We start from the raw sequence: 19,365 nt of genomic DNA, 5'->3' as shown, positions 1-19,365 counted from the left end.
AAAAAGAGGATTAAATGTTAACCCTCTTTTAATAAATCCAGAACTTGCTGTGTTGAGTCAGCAGTGTCTACTTTGTTGATAATCTTGCTGATAGTCTGGTCGGGAGCTATAACAAATGTCTTCCTTGCTGTTCCCATAGATTTCTTGCCATACATGTTCTTCTCCACCCATACGCCATACGCCTCAACGATATGTTTATCTTCATCTGCAAGCAAAGTAAATGGTAATTCGTATTTTGACGAAAACTTTTTATGCGACTTCTCATCATCAGTGCTGATACCAAGAACCACATATCCCTCTTGTTGCAGGCGGTGGTAGTTATCCCTGAAATTACAGGCCTCAGCTGTACAGCCAGGTGTATCATCTTTTGGATAAAAATATAAGATCACGGTCTTGCCTTCAAAATCACTTAATGAAACCGAATTCCCGTGCTGATCGTTTGCTGTAAACTGTGGAGCTGCGTCGCCCTCTTTCAATTCTGCCATAGTGTTTCTATTTATAGAACGTTGCGTTAAACGTTTTTGAGTTACCTTTCATATCGATAACCACATACTGGAAATGATGTTTTCCCTTGGGTAATGCCTTATCCAGCGTATGCCAAGTAAGTGCCCTCTTGGGGTCGTATTCCATCAATACCCATTGACCGTCGATCGTTGCGTTAAAGCTACGGATTCCTGACAAGTTATCCGAAATCTTAAAATTTAACTTAGATAAACCTGCAACAGACATACCATCTTTAAGATTGAGTGAGGTGATGGCAGGAGCTACAGTGTCCACTGTGATACGGAAATTGCCGAAAACGCGGGGATTCGCCTTAACGAAGCCGTTCTCATATGTCCCGCCCTGGTAGGCACCTCTCGCATCAACAATTACGGCATATTTGTGAAGATGGGCAGGCAGAGTGGAATCTGCCCTAATCGAAAGTTCGTAGTTGCTATGCAAGGGAATTAAGGATGTATGCACCCTGTGAACAGCTGAATAGCCAGATTTATCTCCCTCTGAATACCTGAAATAGAGGTCATTATACAATGCTCCTTTCGGTATCTTAATCTTCATATTAGCTGTAGAATACGTGTTCTCTTTGTTGTAATTGAACAACTGCACATACTTCGGTTCATCGCCTTTAATAACAGACTTAGGATTGTATCGGATGCGAAAATCAAGCGTGCTGGTGTTCCCCGAAACATCTTTTACGATGTACTTCATGTCGTGTATCTGATCATCGGTGAGACTGACCAGGCCGTTGTTCACCAATGTCTTGTAGATCTTAAGCGGATTACCCGGCTCCACAAAACTCTTGGTAACCACAGTGCCTGATTTCATTCGGAACGGGTAGTCCATATGCGAGTTTACAGCCCTGCTGTTTGCAAATGAGAACCTTTCCATTTCAGCATGATATATCGTCTGTCCGTCCATCTGAAGCTCGATAGAGTAGATGCCGTTTTTGTTACCCGCTGCCTGCACATCATAGGTGTTTATGCCGAAACCCACGTCGCCGCTAAAATTAATAATTGGCATCTTATTCAATGTATATCGGCTGCCGCTCTTCACCAGCGCAAAATACTGTCTTACCGTGTTTTCATCAAAAGGTTTTCCATTCAACCGGTACATATAAAGACCGGCGATCGTCGGCCTGATGTTATCAGGGACATGTATGCCAAAGAGCTCCGGATTAACCGTCTCCTCAGTCTTGCTGTCACGCACCTCAAAGTGTAGATGGGGGCCCGCCGAGCCGCCCGTGTTGCCAGACCAAGCAATGATATCACCTTTCTTCACCGGTATCTCGATCGGAAGCATAGGAATGTCTACTCCATAAGATTTCGTCCGATGCTGATATGCCAGAAGCGTCCTTTCGATCTGCGCATTGAACCGCTGCAGATGCGCATATACCGTCGTATAGCCGTTTGGATGATTCAGATAGACAGCATTACCGAATCCGCCTATCTGAACACGCAGCCTTGATACATAACCATCAGAGACGGCGTAAACCGGATATCCTTCCCGCTGGTTTGTGCGAAAGTCGGAACCAGAATGAAAGTGACCGGGTCTAATCTCTCCGAAAGAGCCGGAAAGGGAAGGAGGGATGTCAAGTGGCATCCTGAAGTCAGTTTTCGGATACAGAGTCATAGGGCTTTGTGCCCTGCTCTGCACCGACAGTGTTATGAAGATAAACCCAAATGTTATTTTCCTTATGCGCGTATTACTTAATCTCAAAATCAATAAGCTTTTCGTTTTCCAAATACCCGGTCAGGCGGTCGCCCACGTTTATCTTGCCGACCCCCTTAGGAGTTCCGGTGAAGATGAGGTCGCCCTTCTTTAGCGATATATACTGTGATATAAACGCTATCAGCCTTTCAAACGAAAACAGGAGGTCTTTTGTGTTGCCATTCTGAACTGTTTTTTCGTTGAGATTTAAATGGAAGCTTAAGTTGTAAAGATCAGCAAAGGAGCTTTTAGGAAAGAACCGGCTGATTGGTGCGGAATTATCGAAAGCTTTTGCGAGCTCCCAGGGGAGTCCTTTTTCTTTATGGGCCGACTGGATGTCCCGGGCTGTGAAGTCCACGCCGAGCCCGATCTCGTCATAATAGTTCGCGGCAAATTTCTCGCTGATGTACTTGCCCTCCTTGCAGATCTTCAGCACAATCTCCAGTTCGTAGTGAATGTCATTTGAAAACTCGGGATGATAAAAAGGCTTATTGTCTTTCAATACGGCCGTTTCCGGCTTCATGAAGATTACAGGAACGCCCGGGACAGGATTGTTAAGTTCTTTTGCGTGTTCCGCGTAATTTCTTCCTACAGCAATAATTTTCATTAATCGATTGTTTTTTAAAATGAAGCTATCATGGATGCTATTCTGAAAACTACCCTGCAAAACGATAGCTCATCGTGATCAATGAGCCGAAATTAAGAAAATTATAGAAGAGAGAGGCGCTAGGGTATCACAATCAGAGAATAGAAATCCTCTTGATAATAGTTTCGTTGCCCGCAATCAGTCGAATGAAATAATAACCGCTGTTCAATCTCGACGCAATATTGAAGTTGTTGTTTTGGTCACCCGACGGAAGTCTCTGAGACAGTAAAGTGGCGATCTCGTTTCCGAGAACGTCCATTATTTTAATAGTCACATTCGTTTCCTTCGTTAGGGAATAAGAAATAGTAATCTGATCTTCAGCAGGATTAGGATATACCTTGACATTGTTCAGAATTTTAAAGTCGGCTGAAGGTTTAGAAGATGACGCGGCTGCTGCCCGCCCAAGCGGTTTAAAAGGAGTGATATTAACCTTCACATCGCCCTTTGAAGGCCTGTTTGGGCGCGTGTCAGTTATTTTGGTAGAGTTTTTCTGCTGAGCACGTTTAACCGAGTCAGGCAGATCCGTTCTGCTTATATAGAGTTTATGCGACGCGAAGGCGTTGGCCCCGAGTAACATAAAGTAAAAAAGTATAGAGACTTGGTAGATTTTTTTCATACGATATATCCTTAAACAAAACTAATAATTTAAATATAATGCAAGGAGTACAAAATACTTTTTAACACTATTTAACAAAAGCCTGATTTTCAGTTTGGAATTATAAAATAAACCAATATAAATCAACATTGTTTAAATCAATATCATTTGTACTTTTGCATCCGTCTTTAAATCATTTAAGTGGCAAATCATAAGGATCTACACAAACTTTCCGCCGCCGGATTACTTATCAGTTTAGGAATCATCTACGGTGACATCGGGACCTCTCCTCTCTATGTTTTCAAAGCGATTATCGGAGATCGCATCATTAGCACCGACTTAATCCTCGGAGGCCTGTCCTGCATCTTCTGGACGCTCACGCTTCAAACTACGATCAAATATGTGATCATCACCTTGAGGGCTGATAACAAGGGTGAAGGAGGAATCTTTTCACTCTATTCCCTGGTGAAACGCAGGGCTCGATGGCTGGTGTTCCCGGCGATGATCGGAGGCGCTTCACTTCTTGCCGATGGGATGATCACGCCGCCAATTACCATCTCCTCAGCGATTGAAGGATTACAGATCTATTCGAAAGACCTCCCTACCGTTCCGATTGTAATGGTGATCATTACATTTCTTTTTGTTATTCAGCAGTTCGGTACCTCACATCTGGGCAAGGCATTCGGGCCCATTATGTTCGTATGGTTTGCCTCTATGGCGATTCTTGGGGGAGTTTACGTGTTCGATTCGCCCTTTATTCTGAAGGCCGTAAACCCGTACTACGCATGGCATATCCTGTACGACAATCCAAGCGCGCTGTTGATTATCGGCGCCGTGTTCCTGTGCACAACAGGTGCGGAAGCCCTTTACTCTGACCTCGGTCACTGCGGTCGCTCAAATATTCGCATCAGCTGGATCTTCGTTAAAAGCTGCCTGCTGTTGAACTACTTCGGACAAGGAGCATGGTTGTGGCAACATCAGGGAGCAACGCTCGGAGATGGCAATAACCCCTTCTATCTGATCATGCCTGAATGGTTCATCCCATACGGTATCGGGATAGCCACCCTCGCGGCCGTCATTGCCAGTCAGGCTATGATCACAGGCTCGTTCACACTGATCTCTGAGGCCGTCAGACTCAATCTCTGGCCAAAAGTTAAAATAAATTACCCCTCCATACAAAAAGGACAGCTATACGTGCCATCCATGAACTGGATTTTATGGGCTGGTTGTATCGTGGTGATTCTGCTTTTTAAGAAGTCAGCAGCCATGGAAGGTGCATACGGATTGGCGATTACTATCACCTTCATCATGACGACCATACTCATGTGCGTGTACCTCATGAGAAAGCGGTTTCCCGGCTACTTTATTGTGCTGTTCGCCCTGATTTACGGCCTTCTTGAGCTTGTTTTTCTCGTCGGTAACATGGCGAAATTTTTCCACGGAGGATGGTTCACGATTTTACTTTCGCTCGTTATCTTCTCGGTCATGTGGTCATGGTCGGCTGCCCGCCGCATCAAGAACCGTTATGTCAAGTTTGTGGAGATCGAAGATTACTATCAAATCATCAGTGATCTGAGCGAAGATTCAAGCGTGCCCAAATATTCCTCTCAACTCGTGTATCTCACCAGTGCAAACTTTAAATCAGAAATAGAGGCCAAAATCATGTATTCCATCCTGCAAAAACAGCCTAAGCGGGCGGACGTTTATTGGCTGGTACATGTCGACGTGACGGATGAACCTTATACACTTGAATACAAAGTCGATTTCCTTATTCCCGAAAAGTTGATCCGCATTGACTTCCGTCTCGGCTTCAGAGTCGAACAGCGAATTAACGTATTGTTCAGACTGGTCGTGGAGGAATTAGTAAGAAACGGAGAGATTGATATCACAAGTAAGTATCCATCCCTCAACAAACACCATATTGTAGGAGATTTCCGTTTTGTAGTACTCGAGAAGGTCCTTTCACGTTCAAATCGACTGAACCTCCTCGAGCGGTTGACCATGGCATACTATTTCGTACTAAAGCGTCTGGGTTTATCAGAGGAGAAAGGCTTCGGTCTGGACTTAAGCTTTGTAACGGTGGAGCAGGTTCCGCTTATTGTGACTAAAACAGATACCCTGCATCTGACCCGGGTAGAATAAAAGCATCGAAACGACTGCAAAAGCCGGTTTATTGATCCTCACCAGGGCGAATAAACCGGCTTTTGCAGTTAATTTGTTTCCGTCTCTTTGTTCAGCTTACTATTCTTATAGCTATAAGAGAAATAGATGATCAGGCCAACGCCAAGCCATATCAGAAATCTCAGCCAATTCACCCAGCCGAGCTCGGTCATCAGATAAAAGCAACTCAGAAGCCCCAGCACAGGAATCAGGGAGAGCCGTTTCAGGAAGGAAAACACTGAAATAACGATGGCCAGCATAAAGAACAGAAAATATGGGATATTGTCTTTATATGTATGCCAGTCGCCTGTATAACGGAACAGTTCAAATATCGCTTCGTGAAACACAACCAACACGGCAATCAGAAGCCCCGGAACAACGTAACGCGAGTTGATATATGGGATCTTGAACTTACCGGGTCTTTTTTCAATATCGTCTTCCATGATCAACACTCCGGCACACACCAGTACAAAGGCAAATAAAGTGCCTATGCTCGTCAGGTCAGTTACTTCAGTCAGGTTCATAAATAATGCAGGTACCGCAACCACGATCCCGGTAACGATAGTGGCGAATCCCGGTGTATTATATTTAGGGTGAATTTTAGAAAAACGCTTAGGAAGCAAGCCGTCCCGACTCATGCTCATCCAGATTCTGGGCTGTCCCATTTGGAAGATCAGCAATACACTTGCTGTAGCAATAACCGCACTCACCGAAATGATGTAACTGATCTGAGTCAGGCCGACCTTGGCAAAAACGAATGCGAGCGGATCGCCTACCTGAAGATCTTTATAAGACACCATCCCCGTAAGAACCAGCGCGATAAGAATGTATAGGATAGTGCAGATGATCAGTGAATAGAACATTCCCCTTGGAAGATCGCGCTGCGGGTTCTTACATTCTTCCGCAGTCGTGGAGATCGCGTCAAAACCGATATAAGCGAAAAATACCCCCGAAACACCTTTCATCACCCCTGAAAAGCCGTTGGGTAAAAACGGACTCCAGTTTTCCGGAGTGATATAAAAACAGCCAAGCACGATAACGGCAATTACAACCCCGATCTTAAGCATCACCATCACGTTAGTCGCTCTTTTCGTTTCCTTAATACCGATATAAACCAGCCAGGTAATGATAAACACGATCAGTAGGGCAGGGAAGTCGGCGATCAGACGCACGCTTCCTAGCTGAGGTGCTGTATTCCAGGCCAGGGCCTGATGCTGCATCACATCAGTGATGCCTGCCATGTTTCCGGATGCCTGTAATTTATCGAGTGCTTCGCTTGCGCGCCATGCCGAAAGGTAATCCATGGTGAGATAAGCAGGAACGTGGATGCCGAAACCCTCTAATAGATTGGTAAAGTACTTGCTCCAGGAAATTGCGACGGCGATATTACCGATCGCATATTCCATAAGAAGGTCCCAGCCGATTATCCAGGCTACCAGTTCTCCGAAAGATGCGTAAGCGTAGGTATAGGCGCTCCCCGAAACCGGTATCCTCGAAGCAAATTCGGCATAGCATAGTGCAGAGAAACCGCAGGTTACAGCCGTAATGATGAATAAGAACGATACCCCCGGACCTCCGTGAAACGCAGCTTCTCCGATCGTCGAAAATATTCCTGCGCCGATAACCGCTGCGATGCCCATGAATGTGAGGTCGCGCACACCCAGAACCCTGTTTAAGCCGGAAGCGGCTCCCCCGGAATGACCCTCATCTCCTTGCCCACCATCAATATCTGAGAGAATGCGTGCAACCGATTTTTTTCTGAAAAAACTTTTAGACATGTAGCGTGCTTTTTTCGTATCGGCGCCAAAAATAAAAAATATTTCACGCTAAAGACGCTTATTCATGCTTCTTCCGCTTTCGAAGCAAAATAATAATCACGATCAGCAAAATAACACCAGCGATTACGCCAATAAGCACGTAATTCGTCGAGCCGGCAGGCTTTTTTCCGGTGGTATTCTGAGGTTCTGTAAATTGTGCGGCAACCGTCGCTTCAGGTGGTATCTTAATCGAATTATAGAACGTTTCGCTCTCCTCACGGGCGTACGACTCATGAATGTCTTTGTATAAAAACTGGAAAGTATACGTCGCGGAGTTCACATGAAGAACCCTGATATTTCTATACTGCTTGCCAGTGCCGGTATCAGTTACTAATTTGAGGTCTTTGACTCTCAGTTTGCCTATGAGCGTGTCCCGGGCGTCGGAAACATTACCTGCCGAAGAACTTTGAATTTGATTTACGAAATTGTCGTAATACTTCTTCAGTTGGTCTACTTTTTCAATGTTGGGCGTCGTTGTCGGATCGTCCGGTTGTTTTGTTATCAGAATTTGGCCGAAAGGAGTGTCCGCATTAAAAAGCGTCTGACCCAGCGTATCCTTTTTCGTAAATCCTTCAGGCAACGACACCTGAACAGAGTCGTCCAGTTTAGTTGGCTTCCACTTTTGTGCAAATATGGGGACAGCTGTAAATATCAGAAGATAGATGATGATTAGCTTTTTCATTGAATTTAATTTGAGTAAAAAAATATTAACCATCGTTTTATTAAAAAAGTTTTCCCAATCACACCTCACATGAGGTCACATTTTCTTGTTTAAGTGGCTTTCAATGTCATAATTGATTGATTATGACCCGTATCATTTTTAGTTGTGTTAATTTATACTATGTTTACTAAAAGAGGGTCTGATCACTCATTTCCGAGGGATTTGCAGGGATTGCTTAGAGTTAATCCGAGCCGCTAACCTAAAATTATAAGTTATGATTAAGATTTTGATTCCCGTTGACTTCTCTGAATGTTCAATCAAAGCTGTCAACTTCGCCGCCCAGCTATCTCATTATATCCCTACTCAGCTGGATCTGCTCAATGTGCAGGAAGGTACCGGTAGTCTGTATACCGATTACGTAGGATTGAATAGAGAATTCAACCTGTCTCTTATGGCCGACGCCCGCAAGAAGCTGGAGAAACTTCAGGTAAGGCTTGGTCTGGCCGATCATGTGGTAGCCATGACTCATCTGGTAACCGGGGAGGTCCAGGAAACCATTATAGCTGAAGCTGCAAAGCTCAAATCTGATCTCATCATCATGGGAACGTCAGGAGCGAGCGGTATAAAAGAACTGTTGATTGGAAGTCAGACGGCAAGCGTAATCGGGCACAGCAAAGTGCCTGTTCTCGCTATTCCCGAAGAATATAAGTGGAAAAAACCTGAGAAAATTCTGCTGGCTACAAACAACTTCGAAAAAGATCCTAACGTCCTTAATACCGTATTTCAGCTGGCAGGCCAACTACAGGCAAAAGTCGAAACCGTCGTGTTTTCAGAAGAAGATAGTGATGACGCAGCGACTCTGCTTAAAACTTCTTACGGAATAAATGCTTATGAGGAATTTCTTAAGCAAGAATATAACCAGCCCGAACTGCTTGCCACTCATATTACCGGAAAAAAGTTTGAAGAAACCCTCGCGAACCATATCGTGCAGAATGATGTCGATATTTTGATCATGATCACTTATCAGCGCAGCCTGCTTAAGCGAATTTTCACTCCGAGTCATACCCGCCGGATGAGCTATCATACGAAAATTCCGCTCTTGGCCATTCCCTGCAGAAAAGAAGATTAACAGAAGAGCTGACGGCCCGATACAGCCGTCAGCTCTTCTGTTAATTAGTCGTTTAAAAGTTCAAGTTCTGCTTTAAGAAACGTTGCGAGTTCATGAACGTATTCCGCACTGAAATTGAACTCGATCCCCGCCGTTTGATAGATATCTTTGATCGAACGGGTGTAGCCCAACTTAAGAGCCTCTTTGTATGCGTTCAGACCCTTCTCCGGATCTTCTTTGTAGTTTTTCCAGACGGCAATCGCTCCCAGTTGTGCGAATCCGTATTCGATATAATAAAAAGGAACTTCGAAGATATGAAGCTGCTTCTGCCAAAGGTTCTCCAGCGCTTCTTCATAGCCATCCCAATTGGCAAAATTCAAGCCGAACGGTGTAAATATCTGTTTCCATGCTTCACGTCGCTGTTCACTGGTGTGATCCGGATTCGTATAAATCCAATGCTGAAACTGGTCTACGACTGCTACCCACGGAAGTGTTTTTAAAACGTCTTTCAGCTGATCTCTCCTGGCTCGCTTCAGGTCTTCTGCATGGCTAAAGAAAATATCCCATTTGTCCATGGAAATCAACTCCATACTCATCGAAGCCAGCTCTGCCACCTCCGATGGAAGGTGCTTGAAATCGTTCAGCTCCAGGTCAGCGGAAATAAATGTATGGACGGCATGTCCGCCCTCATGAATCATAGTGGTAAGGTCGCGGAACGTATTCGCTGAATTCATAAAAATAAATGGCGCGCCCGTTTCCGCGAGTGGGTAGTTATAGCCACCCGGGGCTTTACCTTTGCGGCTCTCTACATCAAAAAGATTATTCGCCTTCATGATACTCAGACGTTCCCCAATATAGGTATCGATGGAGTTAAAGCATTCGATGGACTTATCAATCAGATCCGCACCTCCCTCGAAGGGCTTTAGCGCAGGTTTTCCCGAAATATCAACGTCCATATCCCAGGGCCGAAGGGTCTCAACCCCCAGTGCCTTTAGCCTTTCCTGCGACTGCTCCCTTAATATCGGAACGATTTCCTTTTCAATCGCTTCATGGAACTTGTAACATTCGTGCGGAGTATAGTCAAAACGACCGAGCGAACGGAACATATAATCCCTGAAGTTTTCGAATCCGGCATTTAGTGCCACCTGGTGACGAAGCTTCAGCAGTTCGTTAAAAAGCTCGTCCAGCTGCTCGCTGTCCTGCAATCTTCGTTCCGTTATGGTTTCCCATGCTGCCTGCCGCAACGCCCTGTCGGGATCTTTCAAGAAGACAGACGCCTGTTCAAGCGTATACTCCTTGCCATTCAGCGTAACACTCATGGCACCTGTGATAGACTGATATTTCTGGGCGGTAACCTGTATCTGGGTGAATAAAGGGATGTTTTCCTCTTTGAATATTTCCAGCGCATTCCTAACGCTGCGCAGATAAATCATGTATTTATCCTGGTCCAGTTCATCAATGTAGGGACTCTCTACAAGCTTCTTGTTCAAATCGTTGGATATCGGGGCAATTCTGGGTTCAATTTCTGTAGCGAAATACTGAAAGTCCTGAAGCAGTTTTTCATCCAGAGTGTCGCAGGTCATGCGGATGTAGCGCCACGCGAAATTCTCTTCCACCACAGCCTCCAATTCACTCCTGTCCTTCATCCATGCCTCCAGCTCAGTTACCGAATGGATGGGGCGTTCTTTTAGCTCAGTAAAAAGGGGTTCCAGATTCTGCCAGTTTATTTCAAGATCTTCAGGGACATAAGCCCTTGGTTTTTTCTCGATTATCATGTTTTGTCGGTTTGCTTAAAAACACGAAGTTAACGGAAAATAAACTAAGATGTTTTAGCGCTCAGGAATTCCTGAAATACACATCAAGAAGAAAGCAGATAGCAAAAAATACAGAAGCAATACCATTGGTCGTTCCGAATGCCAGGGTTACCTTGCTCAGATCGTTGGGCTTAACCAGGCTATGCTGATAGATCAACAGCGATACAAAGATCAGGACGCCAACCACGTAAAACCAGCCCAGTGGCGTGAAGAAGAACGGCAACACGACAAAGATCACGCTGAATATGTGCAGTACCGAAGAAACCTGAAGCGCTTTTTTGCGGCCCAGCCAGGCAGGAATAGAGTAGAGGTTTTCCTGTTTGTCAAATTCATCATCCTGCAGGGAATAAATTATATCAAAACCACTTACCCAGCATACTACAGCCAATGAAAAAAGGACAGGCAGATAATGAAACTCGCCTGTAACGAGCAGGTAGGAGCCTAGCGGCGCCAGCCCCAGACCAATACCCAGCACCAGATGGCAGAGCGGAGTGAAGCGTTTCGTATAACTGTAACCCAGAACAACCGCCAGGGCTACAGGAGATAGATAGAAACAGACTGGATTGATGAACCAGGTCGTAAAAATAAATAGAACACAATTGGAGAGTGTGAACCAAAATGCACTCTTCGCCGAAATTCTTCCCGCAGGAATATCGCGAACAGCCGTACGCGGATTTTTTATGTCAAAATGCCTGTCCAGATACCTGTTAAAAGCCATCGCTGCATTCCGCGCGAAGACCATGCACAGCACCATATATACCAGGTTCATGGCACTGAAAGTATGTTCAGTAGTGGACAGTGCAAGGAAAAAGCCTATAAATGCAAACGGCATCGCAAATATGGAATGCGCAAACAGTACGAGGGATAAATATTTCTTCATTTAACAAACACTGGTCAATCTTAAACAGTATCTTCTTTATAGGTGCTTTTGAAGCCTTTATTAATATCGTCGATGGTCGCCAAAATCTCTTCACGCCCTTCCTGAGTTTCCGAAGATGTGATATAAATTGCAGGAACTTCTTCGAAGTATTCCAGCATAGCCTTGTTGAACTTGGCTACGTTAGCCATGGTCTTTACTTTCGACTGCTTGTCAGCTTTCGTAAATACCAGCAAAAATGGAATTCCTTCTTCGCCTAGCCAGGAACAGAACTTTAAATCAGGTTTCTGAGGCTCCAAACGGCTGTCGATTAAAACAAAAACGCACTGAAGACTTTCCCGGTTGCGAATATAATAGCGGATAAAACGTTCCCATTCTTCGCGGCTGCTCCTCGAAACTTTGGCATAACCGTATCCAGGAAGATCGACCACATACCAGTTTTCATTAATCAGAAAGTGGTTGATCAGCTGCGTCTTTCCAGGCGTCTGTGATGTTTTGGCCAGTCCCTTTTTGCCGGTAAGCATATTGATAAGGGACGACTTGCCAACATTAGAACGACCAATGAAAGCATATTCGGGCAGTGTAGGCGGAGGTAACTTCTCGGTCCTGGTGTTACTGCATTTGAATTCAGCTGAGCGGATTTGCATTCTGGCAAAGGTAGGAAAATGAAATGGAAATTGCGCAGACCGCGTTCTCCGGGGGGAGCAGGCAGCAGCAGATCAATCCAGATCCCCCTCTATTCTCCATGAGTAGCCAGGTCACGCTCACTGATGCAGATGCGGCTGAGGATTGGCAACTATTTAGCTGAGCAATCTATTCTTCAGATACTTCCGCACCGGGATATCCACAAACGCCATGATACAATACGCAAAAGCAACTAAGAGAGGTACCCCTATAACAGTTATAACAATCATTTCATTCACCGACGGTTCACTCTGCAATACATAACTATGAAAGATCCAGAGAAAAGGATAATGAACCATATAAAGTGGATAAGAGATGGCACCAGAAAATCTGCATACCTTAGCATAGCCCGGCTTTAGGATTGCACCCGCACCCAGCGCTACCAGAAGCGGAAAATAAAAGAGTACCGTTATGGAATCATTCAGCCAGTTAAACTGATCGACAAAAGGCATGAGAAATGCGATTGCGAGCAACAAGCTTAGCGATATAAATCCAAGCGAATTCTTAATTATCCAGTTCATTCTATAGATCAATATGCCGGCCAAGAACGAGTAGAATACCCTGATGCCTCCAGCCGCGATGCTGGGAGTGCCCCAGCCACCCAGCAGGTTGTTCGACCTTACAGCCTCAAAACACAAGGCCGCTGCAGCAATCACGATCAATCCCCATAATACGTTGTTCCGGATTTTCACAAGGAACAGCGCATAAAAGATATTCGCAATGTATTCCCAGAACAACGACCAGGTAGGCGGATTCAAATGGAAAAGGTTGAAGTATCGCTCTTCCACTGCAGGATAGGGGATCATCAGGCAGGACGTTATAAACATCACCAATGTCTTACTTGAGTACTGTTCAAATAATGTACTGAAAGGATCCAGTATAAAGCATATCAATCCCAGCACAACGCCGATAATTACAAGGGGATGTAAACGTATTAACCTAAGCTTCAAAAATGTCGCAATACCAATTTTCGCAAACTTCGCATCGTAAGCATAAGCGATTACAAACCCGGATAAACAAAAGAAAAAATCTACAGCAAGGTAAGCATGTGCAATGAAGTTATCGGCCAGGTCGGGGGTGATGGATTCCATAAAATGGAAAACGACAACGGCTATCGCCGCTACGCCCCTAAGGCCGTCGAGTATTTCAAAATGTTGTTTGGTTTCGGTAAGGGGTTTGGTTTGCTCTGCTACGATCATCTGTTAAGGATATTCTATTCTATGCTTTTATCACAACAATTATAAACTTTTTTCTCCTGATAGCTTTTAATACAAGTCGACAAAGCCCTGGCCTTTTCAGTTCGAGCCTTCTTTAAAAAAGCAAAAGCGATTGCCTTTTAGAGGTCAACCGCTTTTGCTTTATCAATCATATGGCGCTTTACTCCACAATCTTGTCTAAGGCCGCTACATTCTCTTCATAACCCGAATATCCTTTATTCTGATTAATCCGGCCCCTGGTATTGAATCGCTGTGCACTTGCCGGTACCGGCCATAGCACGTGGTATGGTGCAATCCGGAACTTGACTCCCATCACTGTGGGGACCTCATTTTTATAAAAATCATTCTTTTCCATTATCCTGTCATAGAAGAAATTGGCATCCGAGAAATTAGCCATAGTGTATACCTTGCCATTGTAAGCAGGCTTTCCCGTTGTGGCGAAAATATAGGCAATGCGCGTTAATTCCGTTTTGCGAGGTTCTTCCCAGTAAAGTTCCCTTGCTCTCTCATCCAGGATGGTGCCTATAGTAATTTCAGAAGCGTTAGTAAGCGGCTGAGCTTGAGCTCTCGATCTAACCTCATTCAAATCTGCCATAGCGGCCGCCAGGTCACCTTTCCAATAATGTGCCTCGGCCCTAAGTAAATAAGTTTCCGCAACCCTGAACACGTACCAGTCGGTGTTCGTTCCTCTCGGCGGTGTCCAGTATGGATCTCTTGCCTCTCTGTTTGTTGAATTGATGAACACCTTATAATGTGGCCAGCCGAACCAGTGACGGATGGTATCCAGAGATCCGTTGGTAAATCTCGCCGCCACATTGGTACTATTGTAAGCCTGAAGCGGTTTACCGTAGAGCGCTTTGTCAGCAGCGTTCTGTGAGTTTTTCAAAGCCGGATTATTATAAACCAGATCGGTCATATCCATCCACATGCCGGGAGCATGTCTTAGATCGGTATTGTCTGTCCAGATGTACTGTGTACTGTAAGGTGTTCCCCGATATCTTCCAATGCCTCTTCCATACCATAGCGTAAGCGGAAATTCTGCGGTTATTGCGTCTGTTATCGCCGTTGCCCCAGAGGGTGTCTTAACATTCGCAAAATGCCAGGCAGGTACACAATTACGCATCACCTGCGATCCGTTTGGAGTGAAACCGCTAGCCAGGTTGTCCCGGTCTATCACCAGGAACAAAGCTTCCCTGTTCGCGGAAATAGCTTTGTTATCCATCCGATGGAGATCCCAGATTACATTCTTGGTGGCATCGCCCGCAGTGCTTCCGAAGCGGTCTCTCATTAATCCATATCTGCCCCCGTTAAGGATACTGTTTGCTGAGGCTATGGCCTCGTCAAACCTACCCAACGATAAATTTACCTTCGTCAGCAGATGACTTACCGCACCCTTTGTAACTTCACCTTTATTCACATCATCCTTTACCCAGGTTTGAGCAAATTCGAGGTCCTCTTTCATTTTCTGTAGGATCACCTCCCTCTTGGTTGAATAGAAGTCGTCCCTTGGGGTCGACTCGTCTTTAAGTTGTAATGGAACGTCTCCAAACTGATGCACCAGACGGTAATAGTGATAGGCGCGATAAAAGTATGCGGAGCCCAGGATTGCATTCTTTTCTTCCTCTGTGGTAAATGGTACTTTATCTATATAAGATATGATGGTGTTTGCATATCGTACGCCTCTGAATTCTTCGATCCAGTACCAGCCCACCTTGTTGTAGTCGTTATGATTCAGTTCCGCATCGGGAGTAATGCGTGTAACTAAATCCTGCGCCGGAGTACTCTTATCGGTAGTTCCCTCTACGGCTACGTCAGAGAAGAGCGATTCTGTTAACAGCGGAGCTGAATCTCCGAAGTATTCCTGTCTTACATTTGCACCTAGTGCGTTCAGGGCAGCTCTCATCGCCGCCACATTATTTAGCGATGTTTCGGGAGAGTAAACGGAGAGCTGATCAGATGTCAGATAATCTTCTTTGCAACCGTTAGTCAGCAGAAACAGCCCGGCGGTCAAGAGAGTAGTTATTTTATTGTTGATAATTTTCATCTTCATGGTTGGATTAGAGTGAAACATTCAGCCCAAGTGTATAATACCTTGGAGTAGGTCCGTTATTTTGCGGATCCCAATAATCCCATGTTGGTGCATAAAGTGCCGCGTTGTTAATGTTCATGTAGATTTTAGCGCTTTTAAACCTCAATCTGTCTGAGATGCTCCGAGGAATAGAGTAGGCGAGAGACACTGTATTCAGGCGTATAAACGAGTTATCACGAAAGACGTTAAACGAGGTCCCGCTGAGCCCGGAGTTTAAGCGGGCATAATCGTTGAGAGGATTTTCAGGCGTCCAGTAAGGTACTACATAAGAGCTCGTACGCCCGAAGCCAACACTTCCCGGCTGATTCCTGGCCTGATTGAACTCTTTCTTTTGTCCCCAGTTCGACAACAGCTGGAAAGAGAAATCAAAACTTCCGAACAGGTTAAATTCGTTTCTCATTGCCCAGATGAACCTCGGGGATCTATAGCCCAGGAATTGTTTGTCTTCATCGTTATAGATGTAATTACCATCAGCGTCCAGCAACTTGAAATCTCCCGCTTTGATTCCTTTATTGAATTTGTTTGCCTCCTCTACCTCGTTTTCCTGCCACACGCCAAGGATTTTGTAGTCCCAGATCACGTCAATATCCTTGCCGATGAACCAACCATTGCCGATATCGTCATTTGGAGTTGAAAGGGCATCGATGGTATTTCTGTTAAGGAAGAGGTTCAGGCTCGTATTCCAGCTAAGCTTTTCGCGTCTTATATTTTTGCTGTTTAAGCTGAACTCAAAACCTTTATTCGTAACCCTTGCAAGATTAGAATTTACGTTTACGTATCCCGATACATTGGAGAGGGTTTGTCGGATCAGAAGATCATTTGTTTTTTTATCGTACACTTCAACTGTACCGCTCAGTCTGTCGTTGAGCACTGAAAAGTCCAGTCCCGCATTGAAAGACTTCGTTTGTTCCCACTTCAGATTGTCGTTGCCCATTCTGTTATTGATAATGATGGTGTTGACTTCTGATGCCGATCCGCTATTGTTCACCAACTGGTATTTTCCAACATTCAGCTGTGTTAAAGCAGCGTAGGGGTCAACCGTATTATTATCAGGGTTTCGGAGGTCTCTATTTCCGTTTATTCCATAAGATAGACGTAGCTTACCGTAGCCCAGCCAGCTTAGCGCAGATTTCATAAAAGGCTCCTCTGTAAAAGTCCAGGCAAATGCAGCAGCCGGGAACATGGCTCTTTTGTTCCGACTTCCAAAGACGGAGTATCCGTCCCGACGAACCGACATGGTGAAGTTATACCGTTGCAATAAGCCGTAATTCAGACGTGCCATCAGCGCATCTCCGGTATAGATCTTGTCTTCACTATTTACAACCGGCTTAATGCCGCTGGAGAGGTTGTGGTAGCCTAACTGATCGTTCGGGACAAATCCCTCGTTTCCTCCCTGGGTCCACCATGTCTGATATTTTTCAGCATTCGCCAAAAGTGTTACGTCCACGCTATGGATCTTACTGAAGGTTTTGTTCCATTTCAGCAAGTTGTCGACCTGCCAGTTATACCTCGTCTCATTTGCCCGCGTAACGGAGCCTCCCGGTGTTGTGACATTTGGATTTAAGGAAGATAAGTGGTTAAAAGTTCGGTAGTTATCCAGTCCCGGACTGAAGTTAAGTTGGTAAGTGATACCAAAAGGTAGTGTTGCTTTTGCATAAAGGCTCCCGAAAAGAGTACTTTGCTTGTCCATCCGATCATTATAAGTCGGATTTAAAAAGGGGTTCCGCGCATTTAGTCCGTTATCATCAGTTGGGATCCTTCGAAGAGTACCGTCTGCGTTATACATATCACCATAGGGAGACAATGCAGTCAATTGATCCCAGGCAGCTTCAATGGAGCCTTCGTCGCGGTCAGCGAATTGAAGATTCATCCCCACAGTCAGAAATTTCGCAGCTTTGCCTTCCAGATTAACACGTGCGCGCACCGTGCTGAATTCGCCTCCTTCAATGAGATTTTCATTTTTGAGATACCCTAAAGACATATAGTAGGTAATCTCATCTTTACGGCCCGACATACTCAATGTATGATCCTGCCTTAAACCCGTTCTGAATATTTCATCGTACCAGTTTACCGTTCTTCCTTCCAGAAAGTTCTTTTTTTCATTCGCTACCAATCCCAGTCTGTTCAACCACAGATCCTGAGGATCTCCGTTTTGGCCATTGAGCCATTGTTCCATCGTAATGCCTGCAGGAAGATTATCCGGATTGTCATACAGATACCCCGGCGTTGCAGCACCACTTCTCATAACGTCAGACCTCCATCTCAGAAAACCCGGACCGTCATATACCTTCTGGTCCCGGGCCAAAGACGCTAAGCCCACATTGGTGTTTACTGTAATGGTTGGCGTGCTGCTTTTGCCTTTCTTTGTGGTGATAGCCACCACGCCTGTAGCTGCCTTCGCTCCGAAAACGGCTAAGGAGCTGGCATCCTTCAGCACATCTACCGACTCGATATCATTAGGGTTGATATCTGACAACTGGCCGGAGTAGATCACCCCATCGAGTACGATCAATGGTGAGGTACTGGCACTCAGTGTTGTTTTTCCGCGTACAAGTAAATCTCCTCCACCTTTTGCACTCGTGCTCAGACCGACATTCAGGCCAGGGATGTTACCTCTGAGAATGTCCGTTACATTCTGCGGATTCTCATTCTCCAGCTGTGTCGCCTTTACGCTTGAAACTGCCCCTGTAACATCTTTCTTAGATGCTGTCCCGTAACCGATGACTACAACCTCATCCAGTTGTTTGTTGTCATCGCTCATGCTAACGTTAATTTCTCTGCCGGAGCCGACACGCTGCTCTTTCGTAATAAAGCCAATGCTTGTGAATACCAGGGTCGCGTTTAACGGGACGGTTATAGTGAATGTCCCCTTTACATCCGTGGAGACGCCTTTCGTAGTGCCTTTTACTTTGACTGATACGCCCGCCAGCGCAATGCCCTGCTGGTCGGTGACCAGTCCTTTGACCTCCCTTTCCTGCGCGACTAGTTGCATACAGCAAAGCCACAGGGAGATAATAAGAAAAGTAGTTTTTCTTCCCATAATTTTTTGGTTATAAAATTTAGTTGGAAACCGGTTTATAATGGAAGTAAAGATAGAACGTGTGAACCGAAAAAAACAAACTAAAATACGTTAACGGATTGAATTTCAGTGTGTTGTGGTGTTGTCTGATACGCTTAAATGACCAGGCGAGAAGGAGCTAACTACCTGATTCAAAACAAGAAAATAGCTGTAGGTACCAAAGTGCTGATACGCTTGCCTAACAATTAAAAAGTAAAAAAATAATACGCTATCCCCTTTGATAAGGGATGTTTTTTGCACGTAATTGTTTGATTATGACTATTTAAAAGGATCTATTCCGTTTAAACGACCCGGATTTTTGGAATGAAAGGGTTACAAGCCCTTTCGCTTTTGGCCCTGTTAGCGCCAATTATTAACGCATTCCGCTATACTACCAGGAGCAGGTCATAGTCTGGAATGTCATTAGATGCCCC

Annotated in this window: 14 protein-coding genes; 2 read left to right on the top strand and 12 right to left on the bottom strand. The window is 45.1% G+C overall.

Translation table 11 applies throughout. The features are described from left to right. Positions 1-17: 17 nt before the first annotated feature. From bcp to ACKI5J_RS01095, 4 genes are all read right to left on the bottom strand, one after another. Positions 18-485 carry a thioredoxin-dependent thiol peroxidase gene (gene bcp, locus ACKI5J_RS01110; RefSeq protein ID WP_407425636.1) on the bottom strand — a complete coding sequence of 156 codons (468 nt, stop codon included), beginning with the start codon at positions 483-485 and terminating at the stop codon, positions 18-20. Positions 486-492: 7 nt separating this feature from the next. Further along, the gene (locus tag ACKI5J_RS01105; RefSeq protein WP_407425634.1) at positions 493-2,127 is read right to left on the bottom strand and encodes a M23 family metallopeptidase; all 1,635 of its coding nucleotides are present in this window, start codon (positions 2,125-2,127) and stop codon (positions 493-495) included. A gap of 73 nt (positions 2,128-2,200) precedes the next feature. Continuing rightward, on the bottom strand, positions 2,201-2,812 hold the full coding sequence (locus tag ACKI5J_RS01100) for a fumarylacetoacetate hydrolase family protein (protein WP_407425632.1): 612 nt from the start codon (positions 2,810-2,812) through the stop codon (positions 2,201-2,203). 133 nt (positions 2,813-2,945) lie between these two features. Next, positions 2,946-3,467 (bottom strand): T9SS type A sorting domain-containing protein, encoded by a 522-nt coding sequence (locus ACKI5J_RS01095; protein WP_407425630.1) that lies wholly within the window; start codon positions 3,465-3,467, stop codon positions 2,946-2,948. Positions 3,468-3,647: 180 nt separating this feature from the next. Between ACKI5J_RS01095 and ACKI5J_RS01090 the strand changes: the two genes are divergently transcribed. Then, entirely contained in the window at positions 3,648-5,588 is a 1,941-nt protein-coding gene (locus tag ACKI5J_RS01090; RefSeq protein WP_407425628.1) for a KUP/HAK/KT family potassium transporter, read from the top strand. Positions 5,589-5,656: 68 nt separating this feature from the next. On the opposite strand, the gene ACKI5J_RS01085 is transcribed toward ACKI5J_RS01090, so the two are convergent. Beyond that, positions 5,657-7,384, bottom strand: a complete 1,728-nt coding sequence (locus tag ACKI5J_RS01085; protein ID WP_407425626.1) for an APC family permease — start codon at positions 7,382-7,384, stop codon at positions 5,657-5,659. Between the two features lie 58 nt (positions 7,385-7,442). Continuing rightward, positions 7,443-8,105: an LPXTG cell wall anchor domain-containing protein gene (locus tag ACKI5J_RS01080; protein ID WP_407425624.1), complete on the bottom strand. Its 663-nt coding sequence runs from the start codon at positions 8,103-8,105 to the stop codon at positions 7,443-7,445. Positions 8,106-8,358: 253 nt separating this feature from the next. Between ACKI5J_RS01080 and ACKI5J_RS01075 the strand changes: the two genes are divergently transcribed. Further along, complete coding sequence (locus tag ACKI5J_RS01075; RefSeq protein WP_407425622.1) at positions 8,359-9,213, top strand: universal stress protein; 855 nt, start codon at positions 8,359-8,361, stop codon at positions 9,211-9,213. 44 nt (positions 9,214-9,257) lie between these two features. Here the strand turns inward: ACKI5J_RS01075 and ACKI5J_RS01070 are convergent, their stop codons facing one another. From ACKI5J_RS01070 to ACKI5J_RS01045, 6 genes are all read right to left on the bottom strand, one after another. After that, positions 9,258-10,967, bottom strand: coding sequence for a M3 family oligoendopeptidase (locus ACKI5J_RS01070; protein WP_407425620.1), 1,710 nt, complete (start codon positions 10,965-10,967; stop codon positions 9,258-9,260). A gap of 61 nt (positions 10,968-11,028) precedes the next feature. Then, entirely contained in the window at positions 11,029-11,886 is an 858-nt protein-coding gene (locus tag ACKI5J_RS01065; RefSeq protein ID WP_407425618.1) for a UbiA-like polyprenyltransferase, read from the bottom strand. A 20-nt stretch (positions 11,887-11,906) separates the two neighbouring features. Next, on the bottom strand, positions 11,907-12,530 hold the full coding sequence (yihA, locus tag ACKI5J_RS01060) for a ribosome biogenesis GTP-binding protein YihA/YsxC (RefSeq protein ID WP_407425616.1): 624 nt from the start codon (positions 12,528-12,530) through the stop codon (positions 11,907-11,909). Between the two features lie 153 nt (positions 12,531-12,683). Continuing rightward, positions 12,684-13,766: an acyltransferase family protein gene (locus ACKI5J_RS01055; RefSeq protein WP_407425615.1), complete on the bottom strand. Its 1,083-nt coding sequence runs from the start codon at positions 13,764-13,766 to the stop codon at positions 12,684-12,686. Positions 13,767-13,944: 178 nt separating this feature from the next. Next, positions 13,945-15,828 (bottom strand): RagB/SusD family nutrient uptake outer membrane protein, encoded by a 1,884-nt coding sequence (locus ACKI5J_RS01050; RefSeq protein ID WP_407425613.1) that lies wholly within the window; start codon positions 15,826-15,828, stop codon positions 13,945-13,947. Between the two features lie 13 nt (positions 15,829-15,841). Beyond that, positions 15,842-18,913, bottom strand: a complete 3,072-nt coding sequence (locus tag ACKI5J_RS01045) for a SusC/RagA family TonB-linked outer membrane protein (protein WP_407425611.1) — start codon at positions 18,911-18,913, stop codon at positions 15,842-15,844. Positions 18,914-19,365: the final 452 nt, after the last annotated feature.

The sequence above is a fragment of the Arcticibacter sp. genome (assembly GCF_045629565.1).
GTDB lineage: Bacteria > Bacteroidota > Bacteroidia > Sphingobacteriales > Sphingobacteriaceae > Arcticibacter.
The sequence above is the reverse complement of the archived record's forward strand: the minus strand, read 5'-3'. Positions and strand labels throughout refer to the sequence as shown.

Bases quoted from the DNA above. Each gene is read 5' to 3' on its own strand.
- ACKI5J_RS01065 (WP_407425618.1), bottom strand. From the start codon at position 11,886: ATGAAGAAATATTTATCCCTCGTACTGTTTGCGCATTCCATATTTGCG.
- ACKI5J_RS01105 (WP_407425634.1), bottom strand. From the start codon at position 2,127: ATGACTCTGTATCCGAAAACTGACTTCAGGATGCCACTTGACATCCCT.
- ACKI5J_RS01085 (WP_407425626.1), bottom strand. From the start codon at position 7,384: ATGTCTAAAAGTTTTTTCAGAAAAAAATCGGTTGCACGCATTCTCTCA.
- ACKI5J_RS01055 (WP_407425615.1), bottom strand. From the start codon at position 13,766: ATGATCGTAGCAGAGCAAACCAAACCCCTTACCGAAACCAAACAACAT.
- ACKI5J_RS01045 (WP_407425611.1), bottom strand. From the start codon at position 18,913: ATGGGAAGAAAAACTACTTTTCTTATTATCTCCCTGTGGCTTTGCTGT.
- yihA (WP_407425616.1), bottom strand. From the start codon at position 12,530: ATGCAAATCCGCTCAGCTGAATTCAAATGCAGTAACACCAGGACCGAG.
- bcp (WP_407425636.1), bottom strand. From the start codon at position 485: ATGGCAGAATTGAAAGAGGGCGACGCAGCTCCACAGTTTACAGCAAAC.
- ACKI5J_RS01070 (WP_407425620.1), bottom strand. From the start codon at position 10,967: ATGATAATCGAGAAAAAACCAAGGGCTTATGTCCCTGAAGATCTTGAA.
- ACKI5J_RS01050 (WP_407425613.1), bottom strand. From the start codon at position 15,828: ATGAAAATTATCAACAATAAAATAACTACTCTCTTGACCGCCGGGCTG.
- ACKI5J_RS01100 (WP_407425632.1), bottom strand. From the start codon at position 2,812: ATGAAAATTATTGCTGTAGGAAGAAATTACGCGGAACACGCAAAAGAA.
- ACKI5J_RS01095 (WP_407425630.1), bottom strand. From the start codon at position 3,467: ATGAAAAAAATCTACCAAGTCTCTATACTTTTTTACTTTATGTTACTC.
- ACKI5J_RS01080 (WP_407425624.1), bottom strand. From the start codon at position 8,105: ATGAAAAAGCTAATCATCATCTATCTTCTGATATTTACAGCTGTCCCC.
- ACKI5J_RS01075 (WP_407425622.1), top strand. From the start codon at position 8,359: ATGATTAAGATTTTGATTCCCGTTGACTTCTCTGAATGTTCAATCAAA.